The 26,179-nt window shown below is 61.1% G+C and carries 21 protein-coding genes; 14 read left to right on the top strand and 7 right to left on the bottom strand.

Annotated elements, in window-relative coordinates; genetic code table 11:
• Positions 1-362: 362 nt before the first annotated feature.
• The 3 genes from dnaJ to GOB81_RS06695 form a co-directional block, all read right to left on the bottom strand.
• The gene (dnaJ, locus tag GOB81_RS06705) at positions 363-1,514 is read right to left on the bottom strand and encodes a molecular chaperone DnaJ (RefSeq protein WP_173569612.1); all 1,152 of its coding nucleotides are present in this window, start codon (positions 1,512-1,514) and stop codon (positions 363-365) included.
• Positions 1,515-1,687: 173 nt separating this feature from the next.
• The gene (gene dnaK / locus GOB81_RS06700) at positions 1,688-3,592 is read right to left on the bottom strand and encodes a molecular chaperone DnaK (protein ID WP_173569611.1); all 1,905 of its coding nucleotides are present in this window, start codon (positions 3,590-3,592) and stop codon (positions 1,688-1,690) included.
• A 185-nt stretch (positions 3,593-3,777) separates the two neighbouring features.
• Complete coding sequence (locus tag GOB81_RS06695; protein ID WP_173569610.1) at positions 3,778-4,410, bottom strand: nucleotide exchange factor GrpE; 633 nt, start codon at positions 4,408-4,410, stop codon at positions 3,778-3,780.
• A gap of 323 nt (positions 4,411-4,733) precedes the next feature.
• Between GOB81_RS06695 and GOB81_RS06690 the strand changes: the two genes are divergently transcribed.
• On the top strand, positions 4,734-5,426 hold the full coding sequence (locus GOB81_RS06690; RefSeq protein WP_194299836.1) for a response regulator transcription factor: 693 nt from the start codon (positions 4,734-4,736) through the stop codon (positions 5,424-5,426).
• A 41-nt stretch (positions 5,427-5,467) separates the two neighbouring features.
• Positions 5,468-7,360 (top strand): ATP-binding protein, encoded by a 1,893-nt coding sequence (locus GOB81_RS06685; protein ID WP_173569609.1) that lies wholly within the window; start codon positions 5,468-5,470, stop codon positions 7,358-7,360.
• 72 nt (positions 7,361-7,432) lie between these two features.
• On the opposite strand, the gene infC is transcribed toward GOB81_RS06685, so the two are convergent.
• The 3 genes from infC to hrpB all read right to left on the bottom strand — a co-directional run bounded on the left by infC (position 7,433) and on the right by hrpB (position 12,034).
• On the bottom strand, positions 7,433-7,954 hold the full coding sequence (gene infC / locus GOB81_RS06680) for a translation initiation factor IF-3 (RefSeq protein WP_173569766.1): 522 nt from the start codon (positions 7,952-7,954) through the stop codon (positions 7,433-7,435).
• Positions 7,955-8,157: 203 nt separating this feature from the next.
• A complete protein-coding gene (locus GOB81_RS06675) occupies positions 8,158-9,378 on the bottom strand; it encodes a S1C family serine protease (protein ID WP_242010106.1) in 1,221 nt (406 codons plus the stop codon).
• A gap of 115 nt (positions 9,379-9,493) precedes the next feature.
• Positions 9,494-12,034: an ATP-dependent helicase HrpB gene (gene hrpB, locus GOB81_RS06670; protein ID WP_173569608.1), complete on the bottom strand. Its 2,541-nt coding sequence runs from the start codon at positions 12,032-12,034 to the stop codon at positions 9,494-9,496.
• 172 nt (positions 12,035-12,206) lie between these two features.
• Here hrpB and argS point away from each other — a divergent pair, with 172 nt between their 5' ends.
• The 7 genes from argS (at position 12,207) to serS (ending at position 19,640) form a co-directional block, all read left to right on the top strand.
• Complete coding sequence (gene argS / locus GOB81_RS06665) at positions 12,207-13,994, top strand: arginine--tRNA ligase (RefSeq protein ID WP_173569607.1); 1,788 nt, start codon at positions 12,207-12,209, stop codon at positions 13,992-13,994.
• The gene (locus GOB81_RS06660; RefSeq protein WP_173569606.1) at positions 13,991-15,058 is read left to right on the top strand and encodes an SPOR domain-containing protein; all 1,068 of its coding nucleotides are present in this window, start codon (positions 13,991-13,993) and stop codon (positions 15,056-15,058) included. The genes argS and GOB81_RS06660 overlap by 4 nt, the downstream gene beginning before the upstream one ends.
• Complete coding sequence (locus GOB81_RS06655) at positions 15,027-15,881, top strand: segregation and condensation protein A (protein WP_173569605.1); 855 nt, start codon at positions 15,027-15,029, stop codon at positions 15,879-15,881. The genes GOB81_RS06660 and GOB81_RS06655 overlap by 32 nt, the downstream gene beginning before the upstream one ends.
• Before the next feature lie 164 nt (positions 15,882-16,045).
• The gene (scpB, locus tag GOB81_RS06650; protein ID WP_173569764.1) at positions 16,046-16,714 is read left to right on the top strand and encodes an SMC-Scp complex subunit ScpB; all 669 of its coding nucleotides are present in this window, start codon (positions 16,046-16,048) and stop codon (positions 16,712-16,714) included.
• A gap of 228 nt (positions 16,715-16,942) precedes the next feature.
• Positions 16,943-17,548 (top strand): Sec-independent protein translocase protein TatB, encoded by a 606-nt coding sequence (gene tatB, locus GOB81_RS06645; RefSeq protein ID WP_173569604.1) that lies wholly within the window; start codon positions 16,943-16,945, stop codon positions 17,546-17,548.
• Positions 17,549-17,580: 32 nt separating this feature from the next.
• Entirely contained in the window at positions 17,581-18,357 is a 777-nt protein-coding gene (gene tatC / locus GOB81_RS06640; RefSeq protein WP_173569763.1) for a twin-arginine translocase subunit TatC, read from the top strand.
• Positions 18,357-19,640, top strand: coding sequence for a serine--tRNA ligase (gene serS / locus GOB81_RS06635; protein ID WP_173569603.1), 1,284 nt, complete (start codon positions 18,357-18,359; stop codon positions 19,638-19,640). Before tatC ends, serS begins: the two co-directional genes overlap by 1 nt.
• Before the next feature lie 38 nt (positions 19,641-19,678).
• Here the strand turns inward: serS and GOB81_RS06630 are convergent, their stop codons facing one another.
• On the bottom strand, positions 19,679-20,599 hold the full coding sequence (locus GOB81_RS06630) for a GAF domain-containing protein (RefSeq protein ID WP_173569602.1): 921 nt from the start codon (positions 20,597-20,599) through the stop codon (positions 19,679-19,681).
• 188 nt (positions 20,600-20,787) lie between these two features.
• Between GOB81_RS06630 and GOB81_RS06625 the strand changes: the two genes are divergently transcribed.
• The 5 genes from GOB81_RS06625 (at position 20,788) to GOB81_RS06605 (ending at position 26,178) form a co-directional block, all read left to right on the top strand.
• Positions 20,788-21,753, top strand: coding sequence for a thiamine pyrophosphate-dependent dehydrogenase E1 component subunit alpha (locus GOB81_RS06625; protein WP_173569762.1), 966 nt, complete (start codon positions 20,788-20,790; stop codon positions 21,751-21,753).
• A 29-nt stretch (positions 21,754-21,782) separates the two neighbouring features.
• A complete protein-coding gene (locus GOB81_RS06620; RefSeq protein ID WP_173569601.1) occupies positions 21,783-22,811 on the top strand; it encodes an alpha-ketoacid dehydrogenase subunit beta in 1,029 nt (342 codons plus the stop codon).
• A gap of 3 nt (positions 22,812-22,814) precedes the next feature.
• A complete protein-coding gene (locus GOB81_RS06615) occupies positions 22,815-23,951 on the top strand; it encodes an acetoin dehydrogenase dihydrolipoyllysine-residue acetyltransferase subunit (protein ID WP_173569600.1) in 1,137 nt (378 codons plus the stop codon).
• A gap of 105 nt (positions 23,952-24,056) precedes the next feature.
• Positions 24,057-24,917 carry a glucose 1-dehydrogenase gene (locus tag GOB81_RS06610; RefSeq protein WP_173569599.1) on the top strand — a complete coding sequence of 287 codons (861 nt, stop codon included), beginning with the start codon at positions 24,057-24,059 and terminating at the stop codon, positions 24,915-24,917.
• Positions 24,910-26,178 carry an AGE family epimerase/isomerase gene (locus GOB81_RS06605; protein ID WP_173569598.1) on the top strand — a complete coding sequence of 423 codons (1,269 nt, stop codon included), beginning with the start codon at positions 24,910-24,912 and terminating at the stop codon, positions 26,176-26,178. Before GOB81_RS06610 ends, GOB81_RS06605 begins: the two co-directional genes overlap by 8 nt.
• Position 26,179 lies beyond the last annotated feature (1 nt).

Genomic DNA, 26,179 nt, shown 5'->3' with positions numbered 1-26,179 from the left:
TGAATTTCCGAACATCCAATGACACCTCAAAAGACGACCATCGATTTCTCATATCTTCTGATATTTAAATTATTTTACCGATTTCCAGAAAAAAGGAGCATGTCTCGTTTCTTTTTTAAGATAGGGAAAACAGAAAAACCCTTTGCAGACCTTGATGGTTTCCATTCTTGAGAACCACCCCTGAATGCATGAAGGTCCGGACCAGAGCCGCATCTTTGTTTTGGCCCTGTTTCATTAAAAACGCCAGCGGGAGGTGTCCCAGTCCCATGCGACCCTCAGGATAGAGGTGTGCTCTGCATAATAAAAAAGCCCATGGAAAACCATGGGCTTTTTTATTATTTACCAACTAGAGACTGATCTGATCAGCCCTTACCTTCCAGAAAGTCCTTCACACGACTGAAAAAACCGGCATGCTCAGGGCTGCTGCGGACGTTCTCACCCGCTTCCTTTTCGAACTCCTCAAGAAGCTCTTTCTGCCTCTTACTGAGATGCTGGGGTGTTTCCACAATAACCTGCACATACATGTCGCCGCGCGCTGAAGACCGCAGCACGGAGAACCCTTTTCCACGCAGACGGAAATGCTCACCGCTCTGGGTGCCGGAGGGGATCTTCACACTTGCACGGCCACCATCAATGACGGGCACCTCAATTTCGGTTCCCAGCGCCGCCTGCGCCATGCGTATTGGCACACGGCAATAGATGTTCGATCCATCCCGCTGGAACAGCTCGCTGGTCTGCACCTGAATGTGAACATACAGATCTCCGGCAGGCGCACCTTTTCCGCCGGACTGTCCTTCGCCGGAAAGACGGATGCGGGTGCCATCCTCGACGCCCGCCGGAATCGCGACATCCAGTGTGCGTGTCTTCTCGACCGTCCCCACGCCACGACAATCCGAGCAAGGATCCTTGATGATCTTGCCCGCTCCATGACAACTCGGGCACGGACGCTCGACAACGAAAAAGCCTTGCTGGGCCCGGACCTTCCCTGCTCCATGACAGCTTGGGCAGACCTCGACACCCGCTTCCTTCTCTTTCGAACCCGTCCCGTCACAGGTTTCGCAAAAGACGCGGGTTTTCATGGTGATGGATTTCTTCACGCCAGCGAAAGCTTCGGCGAGCGTGATCTCGACCTGAGTCTGGATATCGGCACCAGCCTGACGGCCTCCGCCACCCCGACGGCCCCCCATCATGTCGCCGAACATCTGCTCGAAGATATCGCCCAGTCCGCCGCCGCCGAAGCCGCCACCACCGAAATCGAAGCCTCCCGCGCCAGCACCACCGCCAGCCGTGAAAGCCTCATGCCCGAAGCGGTCATAAGCCGCGCGCTTCTGCTCGTCTTTCAGAACGTCATAAGCTTCGTTGATTTCCTTGAAACGCGACTCTGCAGCAGCATCACCCGAATTACGATCCGGGTGATATTTCATGGCCAGCTTGCGATACGCCTTCTTCAGATCGTCAGACGAAACCTCCCGGGTGACTTCGAGAACAGCGTAATAATCAAGTTTCGTGGCCATGGATTTCCTCGTAAGCGGCCTCTCCAGTCGCGCGCGTCCTACGACGCCGGGAGGACATAAAAGACAACGCCCGCCCCATGAATGGAGCGGGCGCCTTCAAGATACGGCGTTTAAACACCCTGCTGACAGGCAACCGGATTACCGTTCCCAGTTGCCTGCGAAGACGTGTCCGCTCAGGATTTCTTGTCGTCGATTTCCTCGAAGTCGGCATCGACAACCTTGTCATCCGGCTTCGCACCGCCAGCAGCAGCGCCACCTTCAGCTTCGCCAGCCTGAGCCGCCTTGTAGACAGCCTCACCGACCTTCATCGCGGCCTGCGTCAGACGTTCAGAGGCAGACTTCACGGCTTCCGCATCAGTGCCTTCCAGAGCAGACTTCACGGCTGCAATGGCGCTTTCGGCTTCGCTCCGATCCGCCGCCGGCACCTTGTCGCCAGCTTCGGAGAGAGATTTCTCGGTCTGGTTTACCAGAGCCTCGGCATTGTTTCGCGCCTCGACGGCTTCACGCTTCGCCTTATCGGCAACCGAATTAGCCTCGGCGTCCTTGACCATCTTGTCGATATCGGAGTCCGACAGACCACCAGAAGCCTGGATCTTGATCTGCTGCTCCTTGCCGGTTGCCTTGTCCTTGGCGGACACGGAGACAATGCCGTTCGCGTCGATGTCAAAGGTGACTTCGATCTGCGGCACGCCACGCGGCGCAGGTGCAATACCCGTCAGGTCGAAGTTGCCCAGCAGTTTGTTGTCCGCTGCCATCTCACGCTCGCCCTGATAGACCTTGATGGTCACAGCGTTCTGGCTGTCCTCAGCCGTGGAGAAGGTCTGGCTCTTCTTCGTCGGGATCGTCGTGTTGCGGTCGATCAGACGGGTGAAAACACCACCCAGCGTCTCAATACCCAGCGACAGCGGCGTCACGTCGAGAAGCAGAACGTCCTTCACATCGCCCTTCAGGACCGCGCCCTGAATGGCCGCACCGATCGCCACGACTTCGTCGGGGTTCACGTTGCGCGCCGGCTCCTTGCCGAAGAACTCTTTAACGGCGTCGATCACCTTCGGCATACGGGTCATGCCGCCGACGAGAATGACTTCGTCGATCTGGGAGGAGTTCAGACCAGCGTCCTTAAGAGCAGCCTTGCAAGGCTCCATCGTCCGGGAGATCAGGTCGTCAACGAGGCTTTCCAGCTTCGCACGCGTCAGCTTCACCACAAGATGCTTCGGACCGGAAGCGTCGGCCGTGATGAACGGCAGGTTGATCTCGGTCTCCTTGGAGGAAGACAGCTCGATCTTCGCCTTTTCAGCAGCTTCCTTCAGGCGCTGCAGAGCCAGCTTGTCGGACTTCAGGTCAATGCCCTGATCGCGCTTGAACTCGCTGGCGAGGAAATCGATGATCCGGTTGTCGAAATCTTCACCGCCGAGGAACGTGTCGCCGTTGGTGGATTTCACCTCGATCACGCCATCGGAGATCTCGAGAACGGAAACGTCGAACGTGCCGCCACCAAGGTCATAAACAGCAATCGTGCCGCCATTCTTCTTCTCAAGCCCGTAAGCCAGAGCAGCAGCGGTCGGCTCGTTGATGATACGCAGAACGTCAAGGCCCGCGATCCGGCCTGCATCCTTCGTAGCCTGACGCTGGGCGTCATTGAAGTAAGCAGGAACCGTGATGACAGCCTGCGTCACTTTTTCGCCGAGATAGGACTCAGCGGTTTCCTTCATCTTGCCGAGCACAAAGGCGGCAATCTGGGAAGGCGCATACTTCTTGTCGCGTGCCTCAACCCATGCGTCGCCGTTGTCACCCTTTACGATGTTATACGGAACCAGCTCTTTGTCTTTCTGAACCGTCGCATCCTCAAAACGACGACCAATCAGACGCTTCACCGCATACAGCGTGTTCGTCGGATTGGTGACGGCCTGACGCTTCGCGGCCTGGCCGACGAGCATTTCACCATTTTCGGTGAAAGCCACCATCGACGGCGTCGTGCGCGCGCCTTCGCTGTTCTCGATGACTTTGGTCTCGTTGCCTTCACGGATGGCAACGCAGGAATTCGTCGTACCGAGATCGATACCGATAACTTTACTCATAAAATCAATCTCCTATCAGCGGCAACATCTGGCCCGAAGCACCGGACGCTACCCTTCAGCGCGGCGACCCGACCGGTAACCGGCCTGCCTCCGCTTTGATCTCTAAACGATGTAGGAGGCTCTGCGGAGGCTTTCAAGAGCATCCTGCCCCCGAAAACATCCTCGCCCCCTGATCCGCTACAAAATCACGAAGCGCCTTCGTTCTTGGCGACGACCACCATGGCTGGCTTCAGCAGGCGGCCATGCAGGGTCCATGTGGGCGTCCATGCCTGCATTACAGTACCGGTCGCGTGCTCGGCGCTCGGCTGCTCCGCCATGGCCTGATGATGATTGGCGTCGAACGGCTTGCCCACCGGGTCCTGCGATATCACCCCATGACGTTCGAGAATGGAAAGGAAAGACCGTTCGGTGCTTTCAATGCCTTCGCGCATCTTGGTGATGATGCTGTCCTCGCCTTCTTCACGGGGCGGCAGGCTGGCAAGGCCACGCTTCAGGTTTTCAGCCGCCTCGACCACATCCCGCGCGAACTTCTGCACAGCGTACTGCCGGGCATCATCAACCTCACGTTTGGTGCGTGCGCGCAGATTCTGCATCTCTGCCTCGGAGCGCATCCACTTATCGTGCTCTGCAGCAATCTGCGTCTCCAGATCCTTGATCCGGGCGCTGGCCGCGCTCATCACTTCATCGGCCGAAGACGCATGCTCACCGGCATTCGTCTCTTCGGCTCCGGAAGAATGAACGGACTGGTTCTCATTGAGGTCTCTCGCCGCCTCATCCGCTGGCGATCCGGCCTCGTGGGTATCTGTCATATCAGTCATGGGTTATGAATTAGGTATCCTGAGTGCAATCGACAAGAAGCGGACCACGCCGAAATGCGCGGTTTTTCGACTCATGGGAGAATATGTCCCGCATCTCTCCCGATGGGAAACATTCCACGAAATCCTTAATAAGTCATTTCAACATTTTCCCACCCCTGCCATCGTTAATTCTTTATTTGCCTCTCTCCAGCGAGATACCACCCACAGATCCCCCGTAGCCCGCGACGCCGGAGCGCGGTATGGTCGCGCGGATTTGGATGCATTGCCACAGGACAGGCGTGCTTTCTGCCCCGGAGGGAACTGAATTCGTGACAGAAAAACAGATGATCGCGCTGGTCGATGATGATCGGAACATTCTGACGTCCGTTCAGATGACGCTGGAAGCAGAAGGATATGCCGTCAGAACCTTCACAGACGGCGAACAAGCGTTGCAGGATCTGATCAATCGTCCGGTGGACCTTGCCGTTCTCGACATCAAGATGCCCCGCATGGATGGCATGGAACTGCTCCAGCGCCTTCGCGCCCGCTCCAACCTGCCTATCATTTTTCTGTCTTCCAAAGATGAGGAAGTCGATCAGCTGATGGGGCTGCGTCTGGGTGCCGACGATTACATTACCAAGCCCTTTTCCCAGCGACTGCTGATCGAGCGCATCCGTGCCCTGTTGCGCCGCAACGAGGTCAATCGGGCGGAAGCGGCGGGTGAAGCGACCAGCAGCACACTTATGCGCGGCGATCTCACGCTCGATGAAGCCCGGCACCGCTGCCAGTGGAAGGACAAGGACGTTCCCCTCACCGTCACCGAGTTCCTGCTGGTCAAGGCTCTTGCCACCCGTCCCGGGCTGGTCAAATCGCGCGATCAGTTGATCGACGCGGCCTATGGCGACAATATTTATGTCGATGACCGAACGATCGACAGTCATATCAAGCGGGTGCGGAAGAAATTCCGGCAGGTCGATGATGATTTCAATCAGATCGAGACGCTGTACGGCATCGGATACCGCTACAAGGAAGACTGAAACGTGACGCGGGCGGAACCGGACATCTGCGAGTCGGCCAGATGACCGATACGGAAAAGCCTGACCGCGGGGAGAGCGACCTGATCGCCGAGGCGGCCACAGCCCCCTCTGGCGGTGTGTCCTCACCGGTAAGCCATGCATTTCAGCGCGTGAGGCAAGCCACACGTGATTCCCTGACCTCCTGGCGACACGCGCGCCTGCTTCCTCCGGCGGGGAATCCTCAAAAACGGCTGATCTCGCCCCTCATGCGGCGTATCCTGCTGGTCAATATCCTGCCGCTCGCCGTGTTCGGCCTCACCCTGCTGTTCCTGAACCAGTTCCGGAACACCCTCCTTGCCTCCGAAGTCAGCGCCCTCCGCGAACAGGCCCGCATCTATGCCGGTGCCCTCGGGCAAAGCGCCGTCACCCTCAATCCGGCAGCCAAATCCCGTCACGACCGGAATTTGCCGGGGGGCGCCTATATTCTCGAATCCGGCCTTACGCGCCCTCTCCTGCTGAAGCTGACCGAACCCAGCCCGAGAGCAGACGCGCGCGTTTATTCTCCTGATGGACAACTCATTGCCGACAGCCATCAGGAAAAACTGGCTCACCATATCGCGAATGCCCCCCCGCTACCGCCCGATGTACAGGACACCCCGATAGCGACCGGGCCCGGACGATCTGAAAACCGACGCGGCATCTTCCGGCTGCTGCTGGATTCCCTTGTGGGTGGCGTGGATGACAGCCCCCTGCGCGATGACGGTCATCCACACGGGGGAAACCATCCCAACGCGCCCGATTTCACGCCGGAAGACGTGGAAACGCCGCCTTACATCCGGCGCACGCCCGACCACACGCTTGTCATCACCATTGCCGAGCCGGTGATCCATGATGGTCAGACCGTCGGCGTGCTCCAGTTGACCCGGACAGGCGAGGGTATCGACATCTCCCTGTTCAAGATCCGTACCTCCATTCTGTCGCTGTTCCTACTGGCCATGGCGATCATGGTCCTGCTTTCCTGGTATCTTTCGCTCACCATCGCGCGGCCTCTTCTGCGGCTGGCAGCGTCGGCTCTGGTCATGCGGGAAAGCTCCGGGCGCGCCGGCACGGTTCCGAGCAGCCTGCTGGGACGCAGCGACGAGATCGGCGACGTGGCCCGCGCCCTTCAGGACAGCGCGCAGGCGCTATGGACACGGATGGATGCGATCGAGCGATTCGCGGCCGACGTCTCCCATGAAATCAAGAATCCCCTCACATCGATCCGGTCGGCGATCGAGACGCTCCTGCGTACGAATGTCGAAGAAAAGCAGCAGCGGCTACTCACCATCATCGGGCAGGATGTGCAGCGCCTCGATCGTCTGATCACCGATATTTCCGACGCCAGCCGACTGGATGCCGAACTCTCCCGCGCCCACGTAACGCCCGTCGCAGTAGGACCACTGCTTGCGTTTCTGGCCGAAATCCATCAGTCGATCCGCAAGGCGGATCAGCCCGTCATCAGCGTTTCCATCTCGGACGACGTGTCTGACCATCCTCTTCTTGCGCTCGCCGTGGAAGACAGACTCGTTCAGGTCCTGCGCAACCTGATCGGCAATGCGATTTCCTTTTCACCACCACAGGGGAAAATCCTGCTTGAGGCTCACGCCGCCGGATCTTATGTCGCGCTGGCCGTGTCAGACGAAGGGCCGGGCATTCCGGCAGCGAAGCTGGATTCCATCTTCGACCGCTTTTATTCTGAACGGCCGAAAACCGAGCATTTCGGCCAGCATTCGGGTCTTGGGCTGTCGATCAGTCGCCAGATCATTCAGGCCCTCCACGGCACCATTCGCGCGGAAAATAAGGTGGACGCCTCGGGTCAAGTGTGTGGCGCGCGCTTCATCATCCACCTGCCTCGCGCAGAAAGCGCCGCAACAGTGGGTCGTGAAACTCGGAAAGGGGAGCTTGCAGCCCCCTGAAAAGAAAAAGGCTGCCCGGCACATGAATGCCGGGCAGCCTTTTTCAACAGCATTTCAAGGTGAGACGTTCCCTCAGCGAGGGGCGAGTACCATGACCATCTGACGATTTTCGAGCCGGGGCATCTGCTCGACCTTCGCAGCTTCATCCATCTCGGTACGAATGCGCTCAAGCACCTTCACACCCAGATCCTGATGAGCCATTTCACGACCACGGAAACGCAGCGTGACCTTAACCTTGTCGCCCTCGCCGATGAAGGTCTTCATGGCGCGCATCTTAACCTGGTAGTCATTTTCGTCGATATTCGGACGAACTTTGACTTCCTTGATTTCGATGACTTTCTGCTTCTTACGGGCTTCATTCCGCTTTTTCTGCTGCTCGTACTTGTACTTTCCGTAATCAAGTATCTTGCAGACCGGCGGCTCGGCATTCGGGCTGATCTCAAGGAGATCCAGTCCGACGCCATAAGCCCGGGCCAATGCATCACGCGTCGTCAGAACGCCGATCATTTCGCCGTCCTGATCGATCAGGCGAACCTGGGGGATGCGGATCTCTTCATTGACGCGGGGTCCCTCACGGCTCGGAGAGGAGGGAATCGGGGGTCTTGGTATGGTCAGCTCCTGTCAACGTGACATCAGAAAACGCGGCAACCTACACGGTTCCCGGAACTCTTACTATTCAGTTCGTGTATGTGCGTAAATGAAACGGGAAGATCAAGCGGTACTTTCATACATGAAACGCGATCAGCCATGCGAAAATCGTCCATCAGAATTATGTGAGGGGCTGAAAAATCCCCCGATTACTGATCGTCACCGTCTCCATCGCGGCCATCGTCAACCGGACGTGTCCCGATCGGCACCTGAAGCTGCAAGGTCACCGTCTTTCTGCGCACGACCACGGGCAGAAGAGTTCCCGGCCGAGTCGCCGCCACGATTCGGATCAGCGTCCGGGCGTTAGCGACGCGCTCCGTGCCCACGGTGGTCACGAAGTCGCCCTTGCGCAGACCGCCTTTCTGGGCCGGACCGTCGCGATCGACATCCACCACGCGCGCCCCGTCCTGACCTTCCTCGTCCTCCAGCGTCACCCCCAGCCAGCCGCGATCGATGTGACCACTGGTCCGCAGCACCTCGACGACGGGAATCACCAGTTCGGACGGAATGGAGAACCCGATGCCGACCGAACCACCCGTCGGCGACACGATGGCCGTGTTGATGGCGATGACCTCGCCGCGCATGTTGAATGTCGGTCCACCGGAATTCCCCGGATTGATCGGCGCATCCAGTTGCAGGAAGTCATCGAACGGACTGGCGCCGATGTCCCGTCCCCGCGCCGACACGATACCCGCCGTGATGGACGATCCGAGGCCGAACGGATTGCCCGCCGCCATGATCCAGTCACCGACCTGCACCTGCCGGCTGTCGCCCCACTTCACATAAGGCAACGGCGTAAGGCTCTCGACCTTGATGACGGCAATATCCGTCAGATCGTCGCTGCCGAGCACGCGGGCGGGAAGTTCATGGCCATTGGCGAGCGACACGGTGATGTTGGAAGCATCGCCGACGACATGGTTGTTGGTCACGATGATGCCGGACGGATCGATGATGAAACCGGACCCTGCTCCCAGCATCTCCTCGCCATGCCGACGCAGGCGCTCGCGGAACCGCCGTTCCAACGGCGTGCCTTTGACATCTGGCAACACGTGGAGATGGCGACTGGAGGATGGATTGATGTCGCGCGTCACGGCGATGTTGACCACTGCCGGTCCGACCATCTTCACCAGCGGCGCGAAGGTGAGAGGCCGCGCCACACCGAGCACCGCAGCGCCTTCGTCAGTCACCGCCGGAGCGACCGGGACGACTGCGGAAGCTGGCGCTCCCTCCGAACGGGCGCCCTGAAGGGGAGCGCAGACCCCAACCGAAAGACCGACCAGCAACGCCGGAAAAGCGACTATAGAACTGCGTTCGCGTCGCCTTGAGGGGCGCTGCGTCAGAAACCGGAACCGGGCCATTCCGGTCTTCATGCGAATAGCATCTTCATTACACCTCAGGGCGTTGGGACAAACCAAACGTGAAGACAATCCCACCGCTGCCTTCCAGCGAACGATTTATGTCACACTGTGGCTGGGATGCCGCGCCTTAATGTTTTTTTCGTGGCTCTGGCGGGGCAGCGACGGCCGGATTCTCCGGCCAGTCATGTCGTGGGTAACGTCCACGCATATCACGCCTCATGTCCAGCCACCCATTTGTCCAGAAAGACGCCAGATCCGCCGTCAGGGCCTGAGGCCGTCCAGCGGGTGACAGCAGCGCCAGTCGCAGCGGCACACGCCCTCCGGCAAGACGCGGAGACTCGGTCGTGCCGTAGAAGACCTGCGCCCGGGCTGCGGCGACCGGCACCGGTTCCGTGTAGTCCACCTTCACGCGGCCGCCTTTCAGGGTCAGTTCGGTCGGCAGATCACGGTCCAGCGCCACAAGGTCCGCGTGCGGCAGTTGCGCCCGCAGAATGGCCAACAGGTCCAGTTCCTTCAGGGCCGCCAGTGTCGTCACGCCCCCGAGCCAGGGTGCCAGCCACTGACTGGCGGAGCCTGCCAGCGCCTCATCGGACAGATCGGGCAGATCGGCGCGGCCCAGTGTTGCCCGCACGATGCCCGCCCGCGCCTGAAACTGCCGTGCGGCCTCCGTCCAGTTCATCACCGTGCCCAGCGAGGCGGCCGCCTGCGCAACGAGCAGATCGGTAGCGTCCTCGCAGCGAACCGTTTCTGTGCGGTCCCGCAGCACCAGAGCGCCCACGCGGACACGCCGCCGCGCAATGATCGAGCCACTCACCGGGTCGAGCGCGGTTTCCACCTGTTCCGTCGCCCGATCCAGCAGCGCCTGTGGCAGATTATTGGGATCGAGAGGGGCGGCCAGCCGGATCTCGGCGCTCTTGCGGAGGAACAGGGACGCCACGGCCAGTAGTTTGCTCTCGCCCAGACGGTCCGCCTTGCTGATCCGGGCGCTCCCACCGCCCGCCAGACGATAGCTACCCGGCTCACCGCGTGCCTGCGCGATGCGATCGGGGAAGCCCGCCGCCAGCAGCGCCCCCGCATCCCCCGCTGCAACGGTGGCTGAGCGCAGCCTCAGCCGCCGCCGGAACTGACCGGCTGCCTGCCTGATCCGCGCCAGAGCGCCGCGGTCCGCATCGGGATGATCCCCTCCGGCGATCAGATCGAGACGGAGGGCGATATCCGCTGGCGGCACGGGCGGCGGACCGCCTGACCGGCCACCAGCACGGGGACGCAGCGGATCGCGCTCTTCCAGAAGCGCCGCGAGGTCCGCAGCAAGAGCCGCTTCCGATTCATCGCGGGCCGCAACCATCATGGCGGCGAGACGCGGATGCGTGCCGAGCGCCGCCATCCGACGACCGAGCGGGGTGGGATGGCCTTCCACATCCAGAGCACCGAGTTGCACCAGCAATTCCCGCGCTGCGGCGATGCCACCGGCTGGCGGTGTGTCGGGAAAACGCAGTGTGGTTTCACCGCCCATCATCTCGCGCCACAGGCTGGTAGCGAGGACGAAATCGGACAGATCGGCATCGAGAATTTCCGGGCGGTCGTGCTGCGCCAGCCCCCGCCCGGTCGCCTCTGCCCACAGGCGCAGGCTGAAACCTGGCGCTTCACGACCGGCACGCCCCGAACGCTGGGTTGCGGCGGCGCGGGAAATCCGCATCGTCTCCAGACGCGCCAGTCCGGCACCGGGATCGAAGCGGGGGGCCCGCCGGAAGCCGCCGTCGATTACGATCCGCACACCCGGCACCGTCAGCGAGGTCTCGGCGATGGAGGTGGAGAGGATCACCCTGCGGTGACCATCCGGTTCCGGCGTCAGGACGCGGGCCTGCTCGGCGGGGGGCAGTTCGCCATGCAGCGGCAGGACCAGAGCCGGAATATCCTGCAATGCGGTCATCGCGCGCCTGATCTCGCCTGTGCCCGGCAGGAACACCAGAATGTCGCCTTCGTGCTCCGCCAGCATCTCGCGCACGGCGCGGGCGGCCTCCATCGGCAAGTCGCGCGCGGAGGGCAGATCGCGCTTTGCGTGCCGGATATCGACGGGAAACTGTCGCCCCTCACTTTCCACGACAGGCGCGTGCATCAGCTCACGCAACGTCGTCGTATCCGCCGTGGCGGACATGGCGAGTAGCCGCAGGTCCGGGCGCAGCGTCTGCTGGAGATCGAGGCAGAAAGCCAGCGCCAGATCGGCGTCGAGCGACCGTTCGTGGATTTCGTCGAAGATGACACAAACCACATCGTCCAGCGTAGGGTCGGACAGGAGACGGCGCAGGAACAGCCCTTCCGTTACCACCTCGATGCGTGTCGCATCCGAGACCGCGCTTTCCAGCCTTGTCCGGAAGCCGACCGTCTCTCCGGCCCGTTCCCCGAGCAGCGACGCCATCCGCTGTGCTGCCGCCCGGGCCGCCAGCCGACGGGGCTCCAGCATGATGATTCGGCCGCCCTCGCCGCACCATCCCGTCGGAAGGAGCGCCAGTGGTGCGAGCGTGGTCTTGCCTGCCCCCGGTGGCGCGACCAGCACGGCATTCGGGCCGGCCTCCAGCGCGGTGAGCAGGGCTGGGAGGCAGGCACGGACGGGAAGGTCATCGCCCGGCGCGTTCAGAAGGATTGCGATGATGGAGGACAGGTCGCTCATGGAGCCGGTTATGGCGGGCGGGGCGATCCGGAGCAATCTCGGGATGAAAGCCGGGTCTCATGGCTGTTCCCGCGCCCGCGTCCCACGAATCAGACGCCGCATCTGGCTGTCGCGTTTCCCTTCATTGCGCTGTATGACGACATCCGCCGAATATAAGGGGGAGCCCACACGCATGTCCGACTGTCTGTTCCAACGCTACCGCACGCATGTGCTGGAGATCCTGCGCCATATCGTGCCGGATATCGGGGAGGAGATCCTTGCCCGCGTGGAACTGACGCCGACACGCGATCCCGCCCATGGCGACATGGCGACGAACGCGGCGCTGCTCGCCGCCAAACCGGCGCGCCGCAAGCCGGCTGACATCGCCGCCGATCTGGCGACCTCCCTCCTCGGCGTCGAGGGCGTCGCCTCCGCCGAAGCGGCGGGCCCCGGCTTCGTGAACATTACCCTTCAGCAGTCCGTTCTGCGCGGCGTCATCCCTGCCGTGCTGAAGACAGGTGAAGCGTTCGGCGACTCGCAGATCGGCACGGGCACGAAGGTCAACGTCGAATACGTCTCCTGCAATCCGACAGGTCCGATCCATGTCGGCCATTGTCGCGGTGCGGTCGTCGGTGATGCGCTGGCCAACCTGATGGGTAAGGCTGGCTACGACGTCACCAAGGAATTCTACATCAACGACGCGGGCAATCAGGTCGCGGCGCTGGCATGGGCCACCTACTGGCGTTACCTTCAGGCCATTGGCTCGACGATGGATGCCGAGGCGTTCAACGCCATCACACCGAACGGCCTGCAATATCAGGGCGAGTATCTGATCCCCATCGGTCAGGCTCTGGCTGAGATGCACGGCACTTCGCTTGCTGAGGACGGCGCAAAACCTGCCTCTGCCGAGAAATGGTTTGCACTGGTCAAGGATTTCGCCGTTGCCCGCATGATGGACGGCATCCGCGAGGATCTGCTGGCGCTGGGCGTGAAGCACGACGTCTTCACCTCCGAGGCGAAGGTGCTGGCGGATGGCGTAACGGACCGCGCCATCAAGGCACTGGAAGCAAAAGGCCTGCTCTACGAAGGCGTGCTTGAGCCGCCCAAGGGCAAGCTGCCCGATGACTGGGAAGCGCGTCCGCAGACCCTGTTCCGCTCGACGGAATTCGGCGACGACGTGGACCGTCCGCTCCGCAAGTCGGACGGCACAAACACCTATTTCGCCAACGATATCGGTTACCATCTCGACAAAGTCGAGCGTGGCGAGCAGGTGCTGATTGACGTGCTGGGTGCGGATCATGGCGGGTATGTCAGCCGCATGAAGGCAGCCGTGAAGGCGCTGACGGACGGCAAGGTGCCGCTGGAAGTGCCGCTGTGCCAGATCGTGCATATTGTGCGTGATGGCCAGCCGGTCCGCATGTCCAAACGCGCAGGCACGTTCGTGACGCTGAGCGATCTGCTGGATGAAGTGGGCAAGGATGCCGTGCGCTTCACGATGCTGACCCGCAAGAGCGACGCGCAGATGGAGTTCGATCTGGACGCCGTGGTGGCGCAGACCCGCGACAATCCGGTGTTCTATGTGCAGTATGCCCATGCCCGCTGCCGCTCCGTCCTGCGCGCTGCCGAGGAGATGCTCGGCGGCGAAGCCGTGACACCGGCGGCACTGGAGCAGGCTTCGCTGGATGCGCTGAGCGCCGATGCCGAGATTGCGCTCCTGCGCCGGATCGCAAGCTGGCCGCGCACCGTCGAAGGCGCTGCGGCGGCCCGCGAACCGCATCGCATCGCCTTCTATCTCGGTGACCTGGCAGCGGACTTCCATGCGCTGTGGAACCGTGGACGCGATGAAACCACCCTGCGCTTCCTGCAGGAAAACAACCGGACGGGAACGCTGGCCCGCGTGGCGCTCGTGGCTGCGACGGCGATGACCATCCGCTCCGGACTGGCTGTCATGGGTGTCGAGCCCGTGGAGGAAATGCGATGACCGTAAACGACGCACCCCCGCCCGATCCGCACGAGGATCGCCTCAGCCGCGCCCGCGAGCGCATGGCGACGGATTACGAAGATGAATCGTCAGCCCCTCGTCGCGACCGCCGCACTCCCAAAAAAGCCCTGAGCCTCACCTCGCTGTTGCCCGCCGACAAGACGACACGGATGCTGACCTATGGCGCAGCGGGACTCGGTGCACTGCTGCTGGTGGGGATCGGCGGCTGGTCGCTGATTGGCCATCATCAGAGCGGGATTCCGGTCTTCGGGCCACCAGCCGAACCGATCCGTGAAAAGCCACTCGATCCGGGTGGCATGGAACTGAACGGCATGATGCCGCCGCCGGTGGATACGGAGCAGCAGGGAGCCGCCCATCTCGCTCCCGCCCCGGAGCAGCCCAACCCTGCGGCCCTTGCAGCACGTTACGGCGCGGCCGCGAAGGATGAGGCTCCCCCACCGGCAAAGCCCGCCACCGGTCAGGATGCCGCCCACGCGCAGGGACCTGATGCTGAAGGCGACACCCCCGAGGCCGCCAGTGCAGCGCCGGGAAACACCAACACCGCCGCAGACGGAACGGCCAAGCCGCTCCCGAGCGAGGAAAGCACGACGGCGGCACCGGCTGACGGCGATACGGCCGCGCCCGCCAAAGGCAATGACAGCGCCATTGAGGAACCCACCAGCGAGGACAAAGCAGCGGCTGGCACGGATACCGGCTCGAAGGCTGCTGCCACCAGCAAGCCGGTCACGACGGCAAAACCTGTGGACAAACCCGCAGCCGCGACGAAGGTCGAGCGTCCGGCACCAGCCGTCACGTCCGGCCCCTACGGCGTGCAGCTTGCCGCTCTTAATTCGGAAGATGCCGCGCACAAGGAATGGGATCGCCTCAAGGCCATCTCCCCCGACCTGTTCGCGGGCCATGCGCCGGTGATCGAAAAGACCATGCACACGAACGCGATTTTCTATCGCCTGCGCACCCGTGGTTTCGACAGCGTCGCGTCCGCCCGCTCCTTCTGCGACAGTCTGCGTGAACATGGACATGCGTGCAACGTCCTGCGCCCCTGATCACTGGAGCGGTGTGAGCCACGCTGCGGAGACAGGCGACGGAGTGGCCGCGACGGACAGCGGGGAACTCCGCTCTCCTCTGCTTCATCTTGATGGGTTCGAGGGACCGCTTGATCTTCTGCTGGATCTGGCCCGGGCGCAGAAGGTCGATCTGGCGCGGATCTCGATCCTTCAGCTCGTCGAGCAGTATCTTGCCGTCGTGGACTCCGCCCGCTCCATCCGGCTCGAGCTGGCCGCCGACTGGCTGGTCATGGCCGCATGGCTGGCGTGGCTGAAATCGCGGCTGCTCCTGCCTGCCGAGGATGGTCCGGACGAAGAGGCCGAGGATGCCGCCGAGCTTCTGGCGGCACGGCTGGAGGAACTGGCACGGATCGGCGGAGCGGCGGAGTGGATGGCGGCCCGACCTCAGCTCCGGCGCGATGTGTTCGCCCGGGGTGCCGAGGAAGATATGGTGGAAATCGACCGGTCCGGTCTGGCGCTCGACGTGCCGCAACTGATGCGCGCCTACATGGCGGTGATTCGCCGCACGGCACGGCATCGGGTCTATACGCCGCGCACCATTCGCTTCTGGACGGTTCAGGATGCGCTGGCGCGGCTTCGCAAGCTGCTCGGCAATACGCCGCCGGGCTGGAATTCCCTGGATGCTTTCCTGCCCGACCTTCCAGACGGGACGGATGAAGCGGACGGCGTGCGCATCCGTCGCGCGGCCATGGCCGGCACGCTGATCGCGGGACTGGAACTGGCGAAAAGCGGAATACTGGAACTGAAGCAAGACGAGGCGTTCGGCCAGATCATGCTCAGGCCGCATGAGGAGGGCATATGAACGGCGACAGAATGGAAGAGGCCCTTCCGCAAGCCAGCACCTCCGGCCCGGCGGAGCACCCTGCGTCCCCTACAGGCGACACCGTGAGTGGTCGTGCCGACGACGCACCCCCTTCTGCCGTAAGCGATAGGGTGCCGGACACCACAACACCCGATGGACCGGTCATGCCTCCCTCCGACGAGGCGATCCGGCTTGCCGAGGCGATCATCTTCGCCAGCGCCGATCCGGTCAGCGCACGGGCGATTCTGACGCTGCTCGAAGGGCAGGCGCTCATCCCTGAAGCCGTGCAGGATATCGGCGCCTATGTCCGGGGTGTGCTGGCCGCTCTTGTCGGCCGCTATGAAGGGCGCGGCGTGGCGCCTGTCGAGGTTGCGGGAGGATGGCAGTTCCGCACCGCTCCCGACCTCGCACCCCGCCTCACACGGGTCATGCCGAAACCGCGTCGCCTTCAGCGGGCAACGATGGAGACGCTGGCGATCATCGCCTATCACCAGCCCTGCACCCGCGCGGAAATCGAGGAAATTCGCGGTGTGAGCGTGAACCAGAATATTCTGGACACGCTGATCGAGGAATCGCTCGTCGCTCCGAGAGGCCGCAAGGAAGTGCCCGGACGGCCCGTTCTGTGGGGCACCACGCCCGACTTCCTGCGCCATTTCGGTCTGAAAAGCCTGAATGACCTGCCGCGCCGGGAGGAACTGATGGGCGACATGCCGACCTCCCCGAAAAAACCCTTCGAGAATGGCATTGACCTGCTGGCCCTGCGCCCGTCGCAACCGGTGGAAGAGCAGGATGGGGTGATTGTTGAAGAAGAGGCGACACCGGACAACGAATGATTCCAGTCCATTACCCATTATGGGAGCGCTGCCGGCTTCCTGTTCGCCCGTTGATTGAAAGCCCGTTGCCGAGGGGCACGACAGGGTCGGGGCGCGTGTTGTCTCTCCCGGTTTTGCAGCATGGTTAGGTCGTGATAGGTCTGTCCCCTTCATGTGTATGTTCGTGTCTCCATGCTCCATCCGGCGGTCGGATCGGATGGGATGGCGCGGTGGCTGCCGGCGGGAACGATGTTTGATTTTGCCTGGTCGGAATTCGCGCTGATCGGGGTGGTGGCGCTTCTGGTCATCGGACCGAAGGACATGCCTGCCGCCATCCGGTCCGTGGCGAAAGTGGTGAAGAAGGCCCGCAGGCTGGCCACGGATTTTCAGGGCCACGTGGACGAGATGGTGCGCGAGGCCGATCTCGGCGAGGTGCGCGATCACGTGCGCCAGCTCCGCTCTCTGAATGTCCGCGACCAGATCCTGCGCACCATCGACAATGACGGCGGCCTGCGCCGGACGCTGGACGATCCGGCGCTGACCTCGCGTCCATTCGACAGCAAGACCCCTTCCCTGCCTGCTCCTGAATCCACCGGTGCACTGGACATCCTGCCGCCCCCTCCGCGCGAGGCTGTCACGTCCTCTCCGCTCGGAATCGCGCCGCTTCCCACTGGCGACGAAATCCCCGGCTCCGCACCCGCGATCGTGCCGCCGTCCATCGCCCGCCGTGTGGCTGCCGCATGGCCACGCCTGCGCACGCCAGCCATCCTGCCGCCTTCACGGGTCCTGCATGGCCACCACAGGGTCTCGCCCTTCACCACTGATGCCAGCCAGCCGAGGAACGACGCGTCGTGACGAGCAGCGAAGATCCGATTCACGACGAACCGATGCCGTTGCTCGATCATCTGATCGAACTGCGCCGCCGCCTGATCTGGTCCGCCGCGACCTTCGCCATCGCCTTTGCCGTCTGCTACCATTATGCGCAGGATATCTATCTGTTCCTCGCACGCCCGCTCGGCGACATCATGCGCCAGAAGGGCGAACAGCCGCACCTGATCTACACGGCGCTTTATGAGGCGTTCTTCACCTATATCCGGGTAGCGGCCTTCGGGGCGGCGTTCATCTCCTTCCCGATGATTTCCACCCAGCTCTGGATGTTCATCGCACCGGGCCTTTACCGTTCGGAAAAGCGTGCTTTCGCGCCATTCCTGATCGCAACGCCGCTTCTGTTCCTGCTCGGCGCGGCGCTGGCCTATTATTTCATCTTCCCGATGGCGTGGAAGTTCTTCCTGTCCTTTCAGACCAATGGCGGCGCGGACAGTCTTCAGATCGAACTTCAGGCCAAGGTGTCGGAATATCTGACACTGGTGATGAAGCTGATCATGGCGTTCGGCATCGCGTTCGAGCTACCGGTGGCGCTCACGCTGCTGGCGATGGTCGGCCTCGTGACCTCCGAGCAACTCAAGAAATTCCGCCGTTACGCCATCGTCGGAGCCTTTGTCGCCGCCGCGATCCTGACGCCGCCGGATGTGATCACCCAGACGGGCCTCGCGATCCCGCTCGTCATACTTTACGAAATTTCCATTATCTCGGCGCGACTTGTGCAGCCGAAAAAGGCGCCTCTGACGGAAGAGGCCAAGACTGAAGAGAAAGAGGCTTCCTGATGCACGACCTTCGCACCCTGCGCGCCGATCCCGCCGGTTTTGATGCCGATCTGGCCCGTCGTGGCATGGAGCCTGTGGCGGAGAGAGTGCTGACACTCGACGAGGAACGTCGGGCGGCCCAGACGGCGCTGCAGGAGAAGCAGACACGGCGGAACGCGCTGGCCAAGGAAATCGGGACGATCAAGCGCAACAAGGGTGACAGCGCCGTTCAGGAATCCGAAGCCATCCGGCTGCGTGAGGAGATGGAGGCGCTGGAATCCCGCGCCCAGTCCCTTGATGCCGAAGCCAAAGCTGCTCTCGAAATACTGCCCAACCGCCTTGATGCGTCTGTACCGGCTGGCCCTGATGAGACGGCGAATGTGCAGGTGAAACAGTGGGGCGAGCCGAAAGCCTTTTCCTTCACGCCGAAGCAGCATTTCGAACTCGGTGAGGCCATGCAGCAGAATGGCCAGCCGCAGATGGACTTCGCCACGGCGACGAAACTGTCGGGCGCGCGCTTCGTCCTGCTACGCGGCGGTGTCGCGCGTCTGGCGCGAGCACTCGGCCAGTTCATGCTCGACCTGCATGTGAACGAGCACGGCTACACGGAAACGCAGGTGCCGGTTCTGGTGAACGAAGCGGCGATGTATGGCACCGACAAGCTGCCTAAATTCGCCGACCAGTCCTTTCACACGGATGACGGTCGCTGGCTGGTGCCGACGGCGGAAGTGCCACTGACCGCCACCATCATGGGCGATATTCTCGATGCGTCCCTGTTGCCGATGCGCATGACGGCGCTCTCCCTCTGTTTCCGCTCGGAAGCCGGTTCAGCCGGACGCGACGTGCGCGGTATGCTGCGTCAGCACCAGTTCGAGAAAGTGGAAATGGTTTCCGTGACCGCGCCGGATGAGAGCGAGGCGGAGCATGAGCGCATGACCCGTTGTGCTGAAAAGGTGTTGGAGCTTCTGGAAATTCCCTATCGCCGGATGCTGCTCTGCGCGGGTGACACGGGTTTCGGCGCAGCCAAGACGTTCGATCTGGAAGCATGGGTTCCGGGCCAGCAGGCATGGCGGGAGATTTCATCCTGCTCGAACACGAAGGACTTTCAGGCACGCCGCATGAACGCCCGCTATCGTGCTCCGGATCAGAAGGCACCCGTCTTCCTGCACACGCTGAACGGCTCCGGCCTCGCAGTCGGGCGCACACTAATCGCGGTCATGGAGAACTGGCAGAACGAAGATGGCAGCGTTACCGTGCCGCCTGTGCTGCGGCCCTATATGGGTGGCCTTGAACGTCTGGAGTAATCTTTTCCATGTGAGGCTGGCGGCAGAAGCTACGAGCCTCACGCCTGCATCGCTCTGATCTTCCGGTGCAGGGTTGAACGGCTAACTCCCAGCAGCCGTGCGGCAGGTGCGACCTTGCCGCCCGACATGGCCAGCGCTCCCTCGACCACCGTGCGCTCCGCCTCCTGAAAATCCGGCACCCCCCGTCCGCGGGTCCCGAGATCGAAGCAGATATTGCGGCTCCCTTCACCGAGTTTCAGCATCTGCCGGGCGGCGAACGTCGCGCCGACCACGACCCTTGCTTCGTCCAGCGCCACCATCGGCAGGGATACATCCCCTCCCTCTCCCAGCAATACGATGGTCTGAGAGCGATAGGCTTGCAGAAAACTGCACCGTTCGATCCGCCGCGCCGCATCGACCAGCACCGCCTCCATCATCACCGCGACGCGCCCTTCCGGATCTGGTCGCGTGGAACTGACATCGAGCGCCCCGGCCATACGGCCATCGGGACCGTAAAAAGGCACCGCTGAACAGGCAAGATAACGCAGGGCGAGACGCCAGTGCTGATCCATGTGCACGCTGACGGGACGCCCTTCAGCAAGACAGGTGCCGATCCCGTTCGTGCCCACCATCTTTTCCGCCCAGCAGGCTCCGGGCCACAGATGCCAGCGCCTGTGACCGGGAGCCTGCGGCATATCGCCTCTGCGCGCGAGGACAATGCCATCCGTGTCCGCAAGCAACACTGTATAATCCAGCGTCGAAACGATGCCATGAAGTCGATCCAGCTCCGGTTCCGCGATCTTCATGAGCGTGCCCATGCGTGAGCAGGCCTGCCGCAGTTCCGCACCGCACAGGGAGGTCATCGCTCCCTTGCTGCCGGGTGGAATCGTGTAGGTCGAGGCACACCGTATCCATGAAGCGCGCAGCCCAACGGGCAGCATGGCAAGGCGGTCAGCGGATACGAGAACCGGTTCGGTCATGACGTTTCGGTCTCCTTCAGAGCCCCCCGGAATGAGGAAACTGTCGCAACAACGCGACAGTCTGCCTTCGTATCCGTCACGTACGCGTGACCGGTGCGCAAAGCCCTCTTACCGTTTCCCTTCCGGGATCGCTTTGCTCCTCATCACAGCGCGCCAGGGTGCGCAGCCAGCCAAGGCAGAGGATGATGATGCAGATTTCAAGAGATATCCTGACACGCTCCTATCAGGCCATGCGCACGATCCGGGAATTCGAGGAGCGTCTGCACGTCGAATTCGCGACCGGGGAAATTCCCGGCTTCGTGCATCTCTATTGTGGTGAGGAAGCGTCAGGCGTGGGTGTCTGTGCGCATCTGGGGAAGACCGACACGATCGCCAGCACACATCGCGGACACGGACACTGCATTGCAAAAGGTGTCGCTGTAGACGGCATGATGGCGGAAATCTACGGACGCCGGACCGGTGTGTGCCGCGGCAAGGGTGGATCGATGCATATCGCCGATCTGTCGCTGGGCATGCTGGGAGCGAACGGGATCGTCGGCGGCGGACCTCCCCTGATCTGCGGCGCGGCACTTTCACACAAACTCCTGAAAGATAACGGTGTTGCCGTAGCTTTTTACGGTGACGGCGCCTCAAATGAAGGCAGCACGCTGGAAAGCCTCAACCTCGCAACGGTGTGGCATCTGCCGGCGGTATTCGTTGTCGAGGACAACGGCTATGGCGAGGCCACCGGATCGTCATATGCTTGTGCGGGCACCCAGAAGGACCGCGCGGCGGGTTTCGGAATGCCTTATTTCGAGTGCGACGGGACGGATTTTTTCGCGGTTTACGAAGCGGCCGAGGAAGCGATTTCCCATGCACGTTCCGGCAAGGGACCAGCCATGCTGCACGTCCATCTTGCCCGCTGGTATGGCCATTTCGAAGGGGATGCCATGAGCTATCGCGTCAATGGCGAAGTTACGAAAGAGCGTTCTGAACGCGACTGCCTTGTAAAATTCAGACAGAGAGCCGCCGATGTAAGCCTTCTGGAAGCCTCCGTTCTGGACGAGATCGATGCGGCGGTGAAAAACGAGATCGATGCTGCCGTCGTTGCCGCGAAGAAAGCCCCTTTGCCGGAAGCAGAAGACCTCACAAGAGATGTTTACGTCTCCTACTGATTTCATTCTGCAGAAAAGGAAAAAGACCAATGAGCAAAAAGAGCTTTCGGCAGGCGATCAACGAGGCGCTCCGGCAGGAAATGCGTCGTGATCCGCGCGTGATCATCATGGGTGAGGACGTGGCGGGCGGACGCGGCGGCACATCCGGCGTGCAAGATGCGTGGGGTGGTGTTCTGGGTGTCACCAAGGGATTACTGACTGAATTCGGGGAGGACCGGGTTCTCGATACACCGATCAGCGAAGCCTCCTATATTGGCGCTGCCGCCGGTGCCGCGGCGACGGGCCTGCGACCGGTTGCAGAGCTGATGTTTGTTGATTTTGTCGGCTGCTGTCTCGATCAGATCATGAATCAGGCCGCGAAATTCCGCTACATGTTCGGTGGAAAAGCGCGGACACCTCTGGTGATCCGGGCGATGTATGGCGCCGGTTTCAACGCCGCCGCGCAGCACAGTCAGGCCCTCTATCCGCTGTTCACCCATATTCCCGGCCTGAAAGTGGTCGTGCCATCATCGCCCTATGAGGCGAAAGGGCTACTCATCCAAGCGATCCGCGATGATGATCCTGTAATCTTCCTTGAAAACAAGGTCATGTATGACGAAGAGGAAGATGTTCCGGACGACCCTTACACCATCCCGTTCGGGGAAGCGAACCTGACGCGCGAGGGGAATGATGTCACGATCGTTGCCTTTGGACGCATGGTGGGTTTCGCCAATCAGGCGGCCGACCGTCTTGAGAAGGAAGGTATTTCCTGCACGGTCATCGACCCACGCACGACATCTCCTCTGGACAGCGGGACAATTCTCGATTGCGTGGCGGATACTGGACGTCTTGTGATCGTGGACGAATCCAGCCCGCGCTGCAACCTGGCCACCGATGTGGCGGCACTGGTCGCGGAAGAGGCGTTCGATGCCCTGAAAGCACCGATCCGGCGTGTCGTGCCCCCGCACACGCCAGTGCCCTTCGCCACGATTCTTGAAAATCTCTATTTGCCCAGCGTGGAAAAGATTGAAGCGGCAGTGCGGTCCGTTGCCGCCTATCGCGTGAAAGAGGAGGTCTGACCCATGAGCGAAACCATTACGCCGATCACCATGCCGAAATTCGGACTGGCGATGACGGAAGGCAAACTGGCAAGCTGGAGCACTCCGGTTGGAGCTACAGTAAAAGCTGGTGATGAAATTGCTGATATCGAAACAAGCAAGATCACAAATGGCTATGAAAGTCCGGCGGCTGGCGTGCTCAGGCGGCAGGTTGCTCCGGAAGGAGAGATGCTTCCCGTTGGTGCGCTGATCGGTATTCTTGCCGATGCGGACGTCCCCGACAGTGACATCGACGCCTTTATCAGCCGTTTCAATGAAAGCTTCATCTCCGATGACAGCGGAAGCGCTGGAAATGACGAGCCCACGCGCAAGGTTACAGAAGTCGAAAACCTGAAAATTTCTGTTCAGGAAAGCGGTTCTCAGCATGATGGCATACCCTTACTGCTGATTCACGGCTTCGGTGGTGATCTGACGAACTGGATGATGACCCAGCCTGCCCTTACCGAAACACGCCGCGTCATCGCTTTCGATCTGCCAGGACACGGCGAATCATCAAAGGACGTGGGGGACGGCAGTCCTGTGTCTTTCGCGACGACTGTCGCTGCTCTGGCCGAGGTTCTTGATCTTCAGCGCGTTCATGTCGCGGGCCATTCGCTCGGTGGAGCCATTGCTCTCGAACTGGCGAAAACCCACCCAGATCTCGTGGCGTCGCTGACACTGATCGCGCCTGCCGGGCTTGGTCAAGACATCAGCATGACATTCATCAACGGCTTCATCGAAGCCGATCGTCGCAAGACGCTGGAACCTGTCCTGCAACAGCTCGTGCATGACAAATCGCTGATTACGCGTCAGATGATCGAAAGCATCATTCGTTACAAGCGTCTCGACGGGGTCATTCCGGCTCTCAAAACCATCGCGGAAACGAACTTCCACGATGGCAGGCAGGCTTTCCCGCTGAGATCTGTTCTGGAAACATATTCCGGGCCGGTTCAGGTTCTCTGGGGCGAACAGGATGAAATCCTGTCGGTTGCAGGCTCGGAAGACCTGCCCGATGCCGTGACGGTCATCCGTTATCCGGATACGGGCCATATGCCGCAACTGGAAAAATCACCAGACGTGAACAAGGCGATCAAAAATTTTCTGGATTCAGGAAATAGCTGAAACAGACTTCTGTTTCCCGATCCGACTGAGTATCCTGCAGGAACCTTCTCCGCCTCCTTCCGTTGGTTTCCCTGTGACGTTGACACGAACGCAGGGGAACTAACCATGTCTCTCACTATTCCACCCCAGAGTCAGGATCATCAGCCCGGTGTGGAAGGCAAAATGACGCCACCTGCCATCCATATTCGTCCGGGCTACAAAGGCAGTGGTAAGCTCACCGGGAAAAAAGCCCTTATTACAGGTGGCGACAGTGGGATCGGACGTGCGGCTGCCCTGCATTTTGCGCGTGAAGGCGCCGATGTGGCCATTATCTATCTTGAAGAACATGAAGATGCGCAGGAAACGGCTCGTCTGATAGAAGCGGAGGGACGCAAAGCCGTTCTCATCGCAGGCGACGTTGCATCCAGCTCTTTCTGCAATGAAGCCGTGGAAAAGGCCGTCTCCGATCTCGGGGGACTGGATATCCTCGTGAATAATGCCGGCGTGCAATATGTCAGCCTCGACCTGACCGACATTACCGATGAGGTCTGGCAGCGGCACATGGACGTCAATATCAATGGCTATTTCTATATAACCCGTGCAGCCCTGAAACATCTCAATTCTGGCGCTTCGATTATCTCGACGTCGTCCATAAACGCTTTCGCGGGGAATAAATCCCTCGTCGCCTACACCACCACCAAAAGCGCTGAAATGGGCTTCACGCGCGCACTGGCCCTTCAGCTTGCCGGGAAAAAGATCCGTGTGAACGCCGTGGCGCCCGGCCCGGTCTGGACCCCGCTTCAGCCCGCCAGTTGGGGACCGGTGGACCCTGAAGCCGTTGCGAACCTTGGCAAGGATACGCCTATGGAGCGATGTGGCGAACCGTGTGAACTGGGGCCAGCGTATGTCTATCTGGCCAGCGACGATTCCAGCTATGTCACCGGCCAGACATTGCACGTCAATGGCGGCATGATCATCAATGGCTGAGGCGCTTCCATCACTGATGCTGCCAGCGTCAAGCTGGATACGAAGGTCGGTGCATCGTCGCTGGCTGGATCATCAGGGTTTTCGCCTTCTGGATTTCTCAAAAACCTCGCGTATGACAACAGGCTTCGGGCCTCTCGATAATGAGGGGAAACTCCCTGCCGATGCCCGTCCGGATACGGTCGTCACAGCCCGTATGACCCATGTTTATGCTATTGCCACCATGCGTGGAGTGCCGGGATGCCTGCCGCTTGCTGAACATGGAATTGATGCCCTGAACGATGCCTTGCGGGATCCGCAGAATGGTGGCTGGTGGACGGCTCTCCCCTCTGATCTTGCCTCTGCGCAGGACAGGCGCAAACAGAACTACCTGCATGCTTTCGTGGTACTCGCCGCCGCCTCCGCGTGCGTGGCCGCCGTCAGAGGGGCAGAAGCATTGCTGACAGAGGCGCTGGAAATCTGGGAGACTCACTTCTGGAGCGAAGAAGAAGGTGTTTTCAGGGAAAGCTTTGCTCAGGACTGGTGCGATGAAGAGGACTACCGGGGCGCGAACTCCAACATGCATGCGGTTGAAGCCTGCATGGCAGTCGCCGATGTGCTGGATGCTCCGGTGTGGCGTGCCCGCGCGCTCCGCGTTCCCGAACGCTTCATTCATCATCTCGGTCGTGAAAACGGCTATGCCGTGCCAGAACATTTCAACAGAAGCTGGACCTGTCTCCGGGACTATAATCACGACAGGCCGACGGACGATTTGCGTCCGTTCGGCATGACGCCCGGACATTTCGTGGAATGGTCACACCTGCTGCTGAAGCTGGAAGCCGCACTGTTACGGCAGAACGGCACTGCGCCCGCATGGCTGCTGACGGACGCGATCAGTCTTTTCGAAGCAGGCATGAAGGCAGGCTGGAACCGCAGCGAAACCGGGGGCATGCTCTATACCGTCGATTTCGAGCTGGAGCCGGTTGTGCGGAACAAGCCGCACTGGTGTCAGGGCGAGGCACTGACAGCGGCCGCAGCCCTGCTCAAACGCACCGGCCATGCCCGCTATGAAACATGGTATCGCAGGATCTGGGATTTCATCGACCTGAACATGATCGACCGTGAAAAAGGCGGCTGGCGGCAGGAACTGGACGCCGACAACCATGCGTCAGAGGTCATTTATCCCGGAAAAGCCGACCTCTATCACGCCTGGCAGGCAACCCTGAATCCGTTACTGCCACTGGCGCCGAGTTTTGCGACGGCGGTGGCAGCGTTCGACGGATAAG

Origin of the sequence: Acetobacter conturbans (genome assembly GCF_011516755.1) — a bacterium.
In the GTDB taxonomy this organism is placed as follows: domain Bacteria; phylum Pseudomonadota; class Alphaproteobacteria; order Acetobacterales; family Acetobacteraceae; genus Acetobacter; species Acetobacter conturbans.
This window is presented reverse-complemented; position numbering and strand designations above follow the sequence as displayed.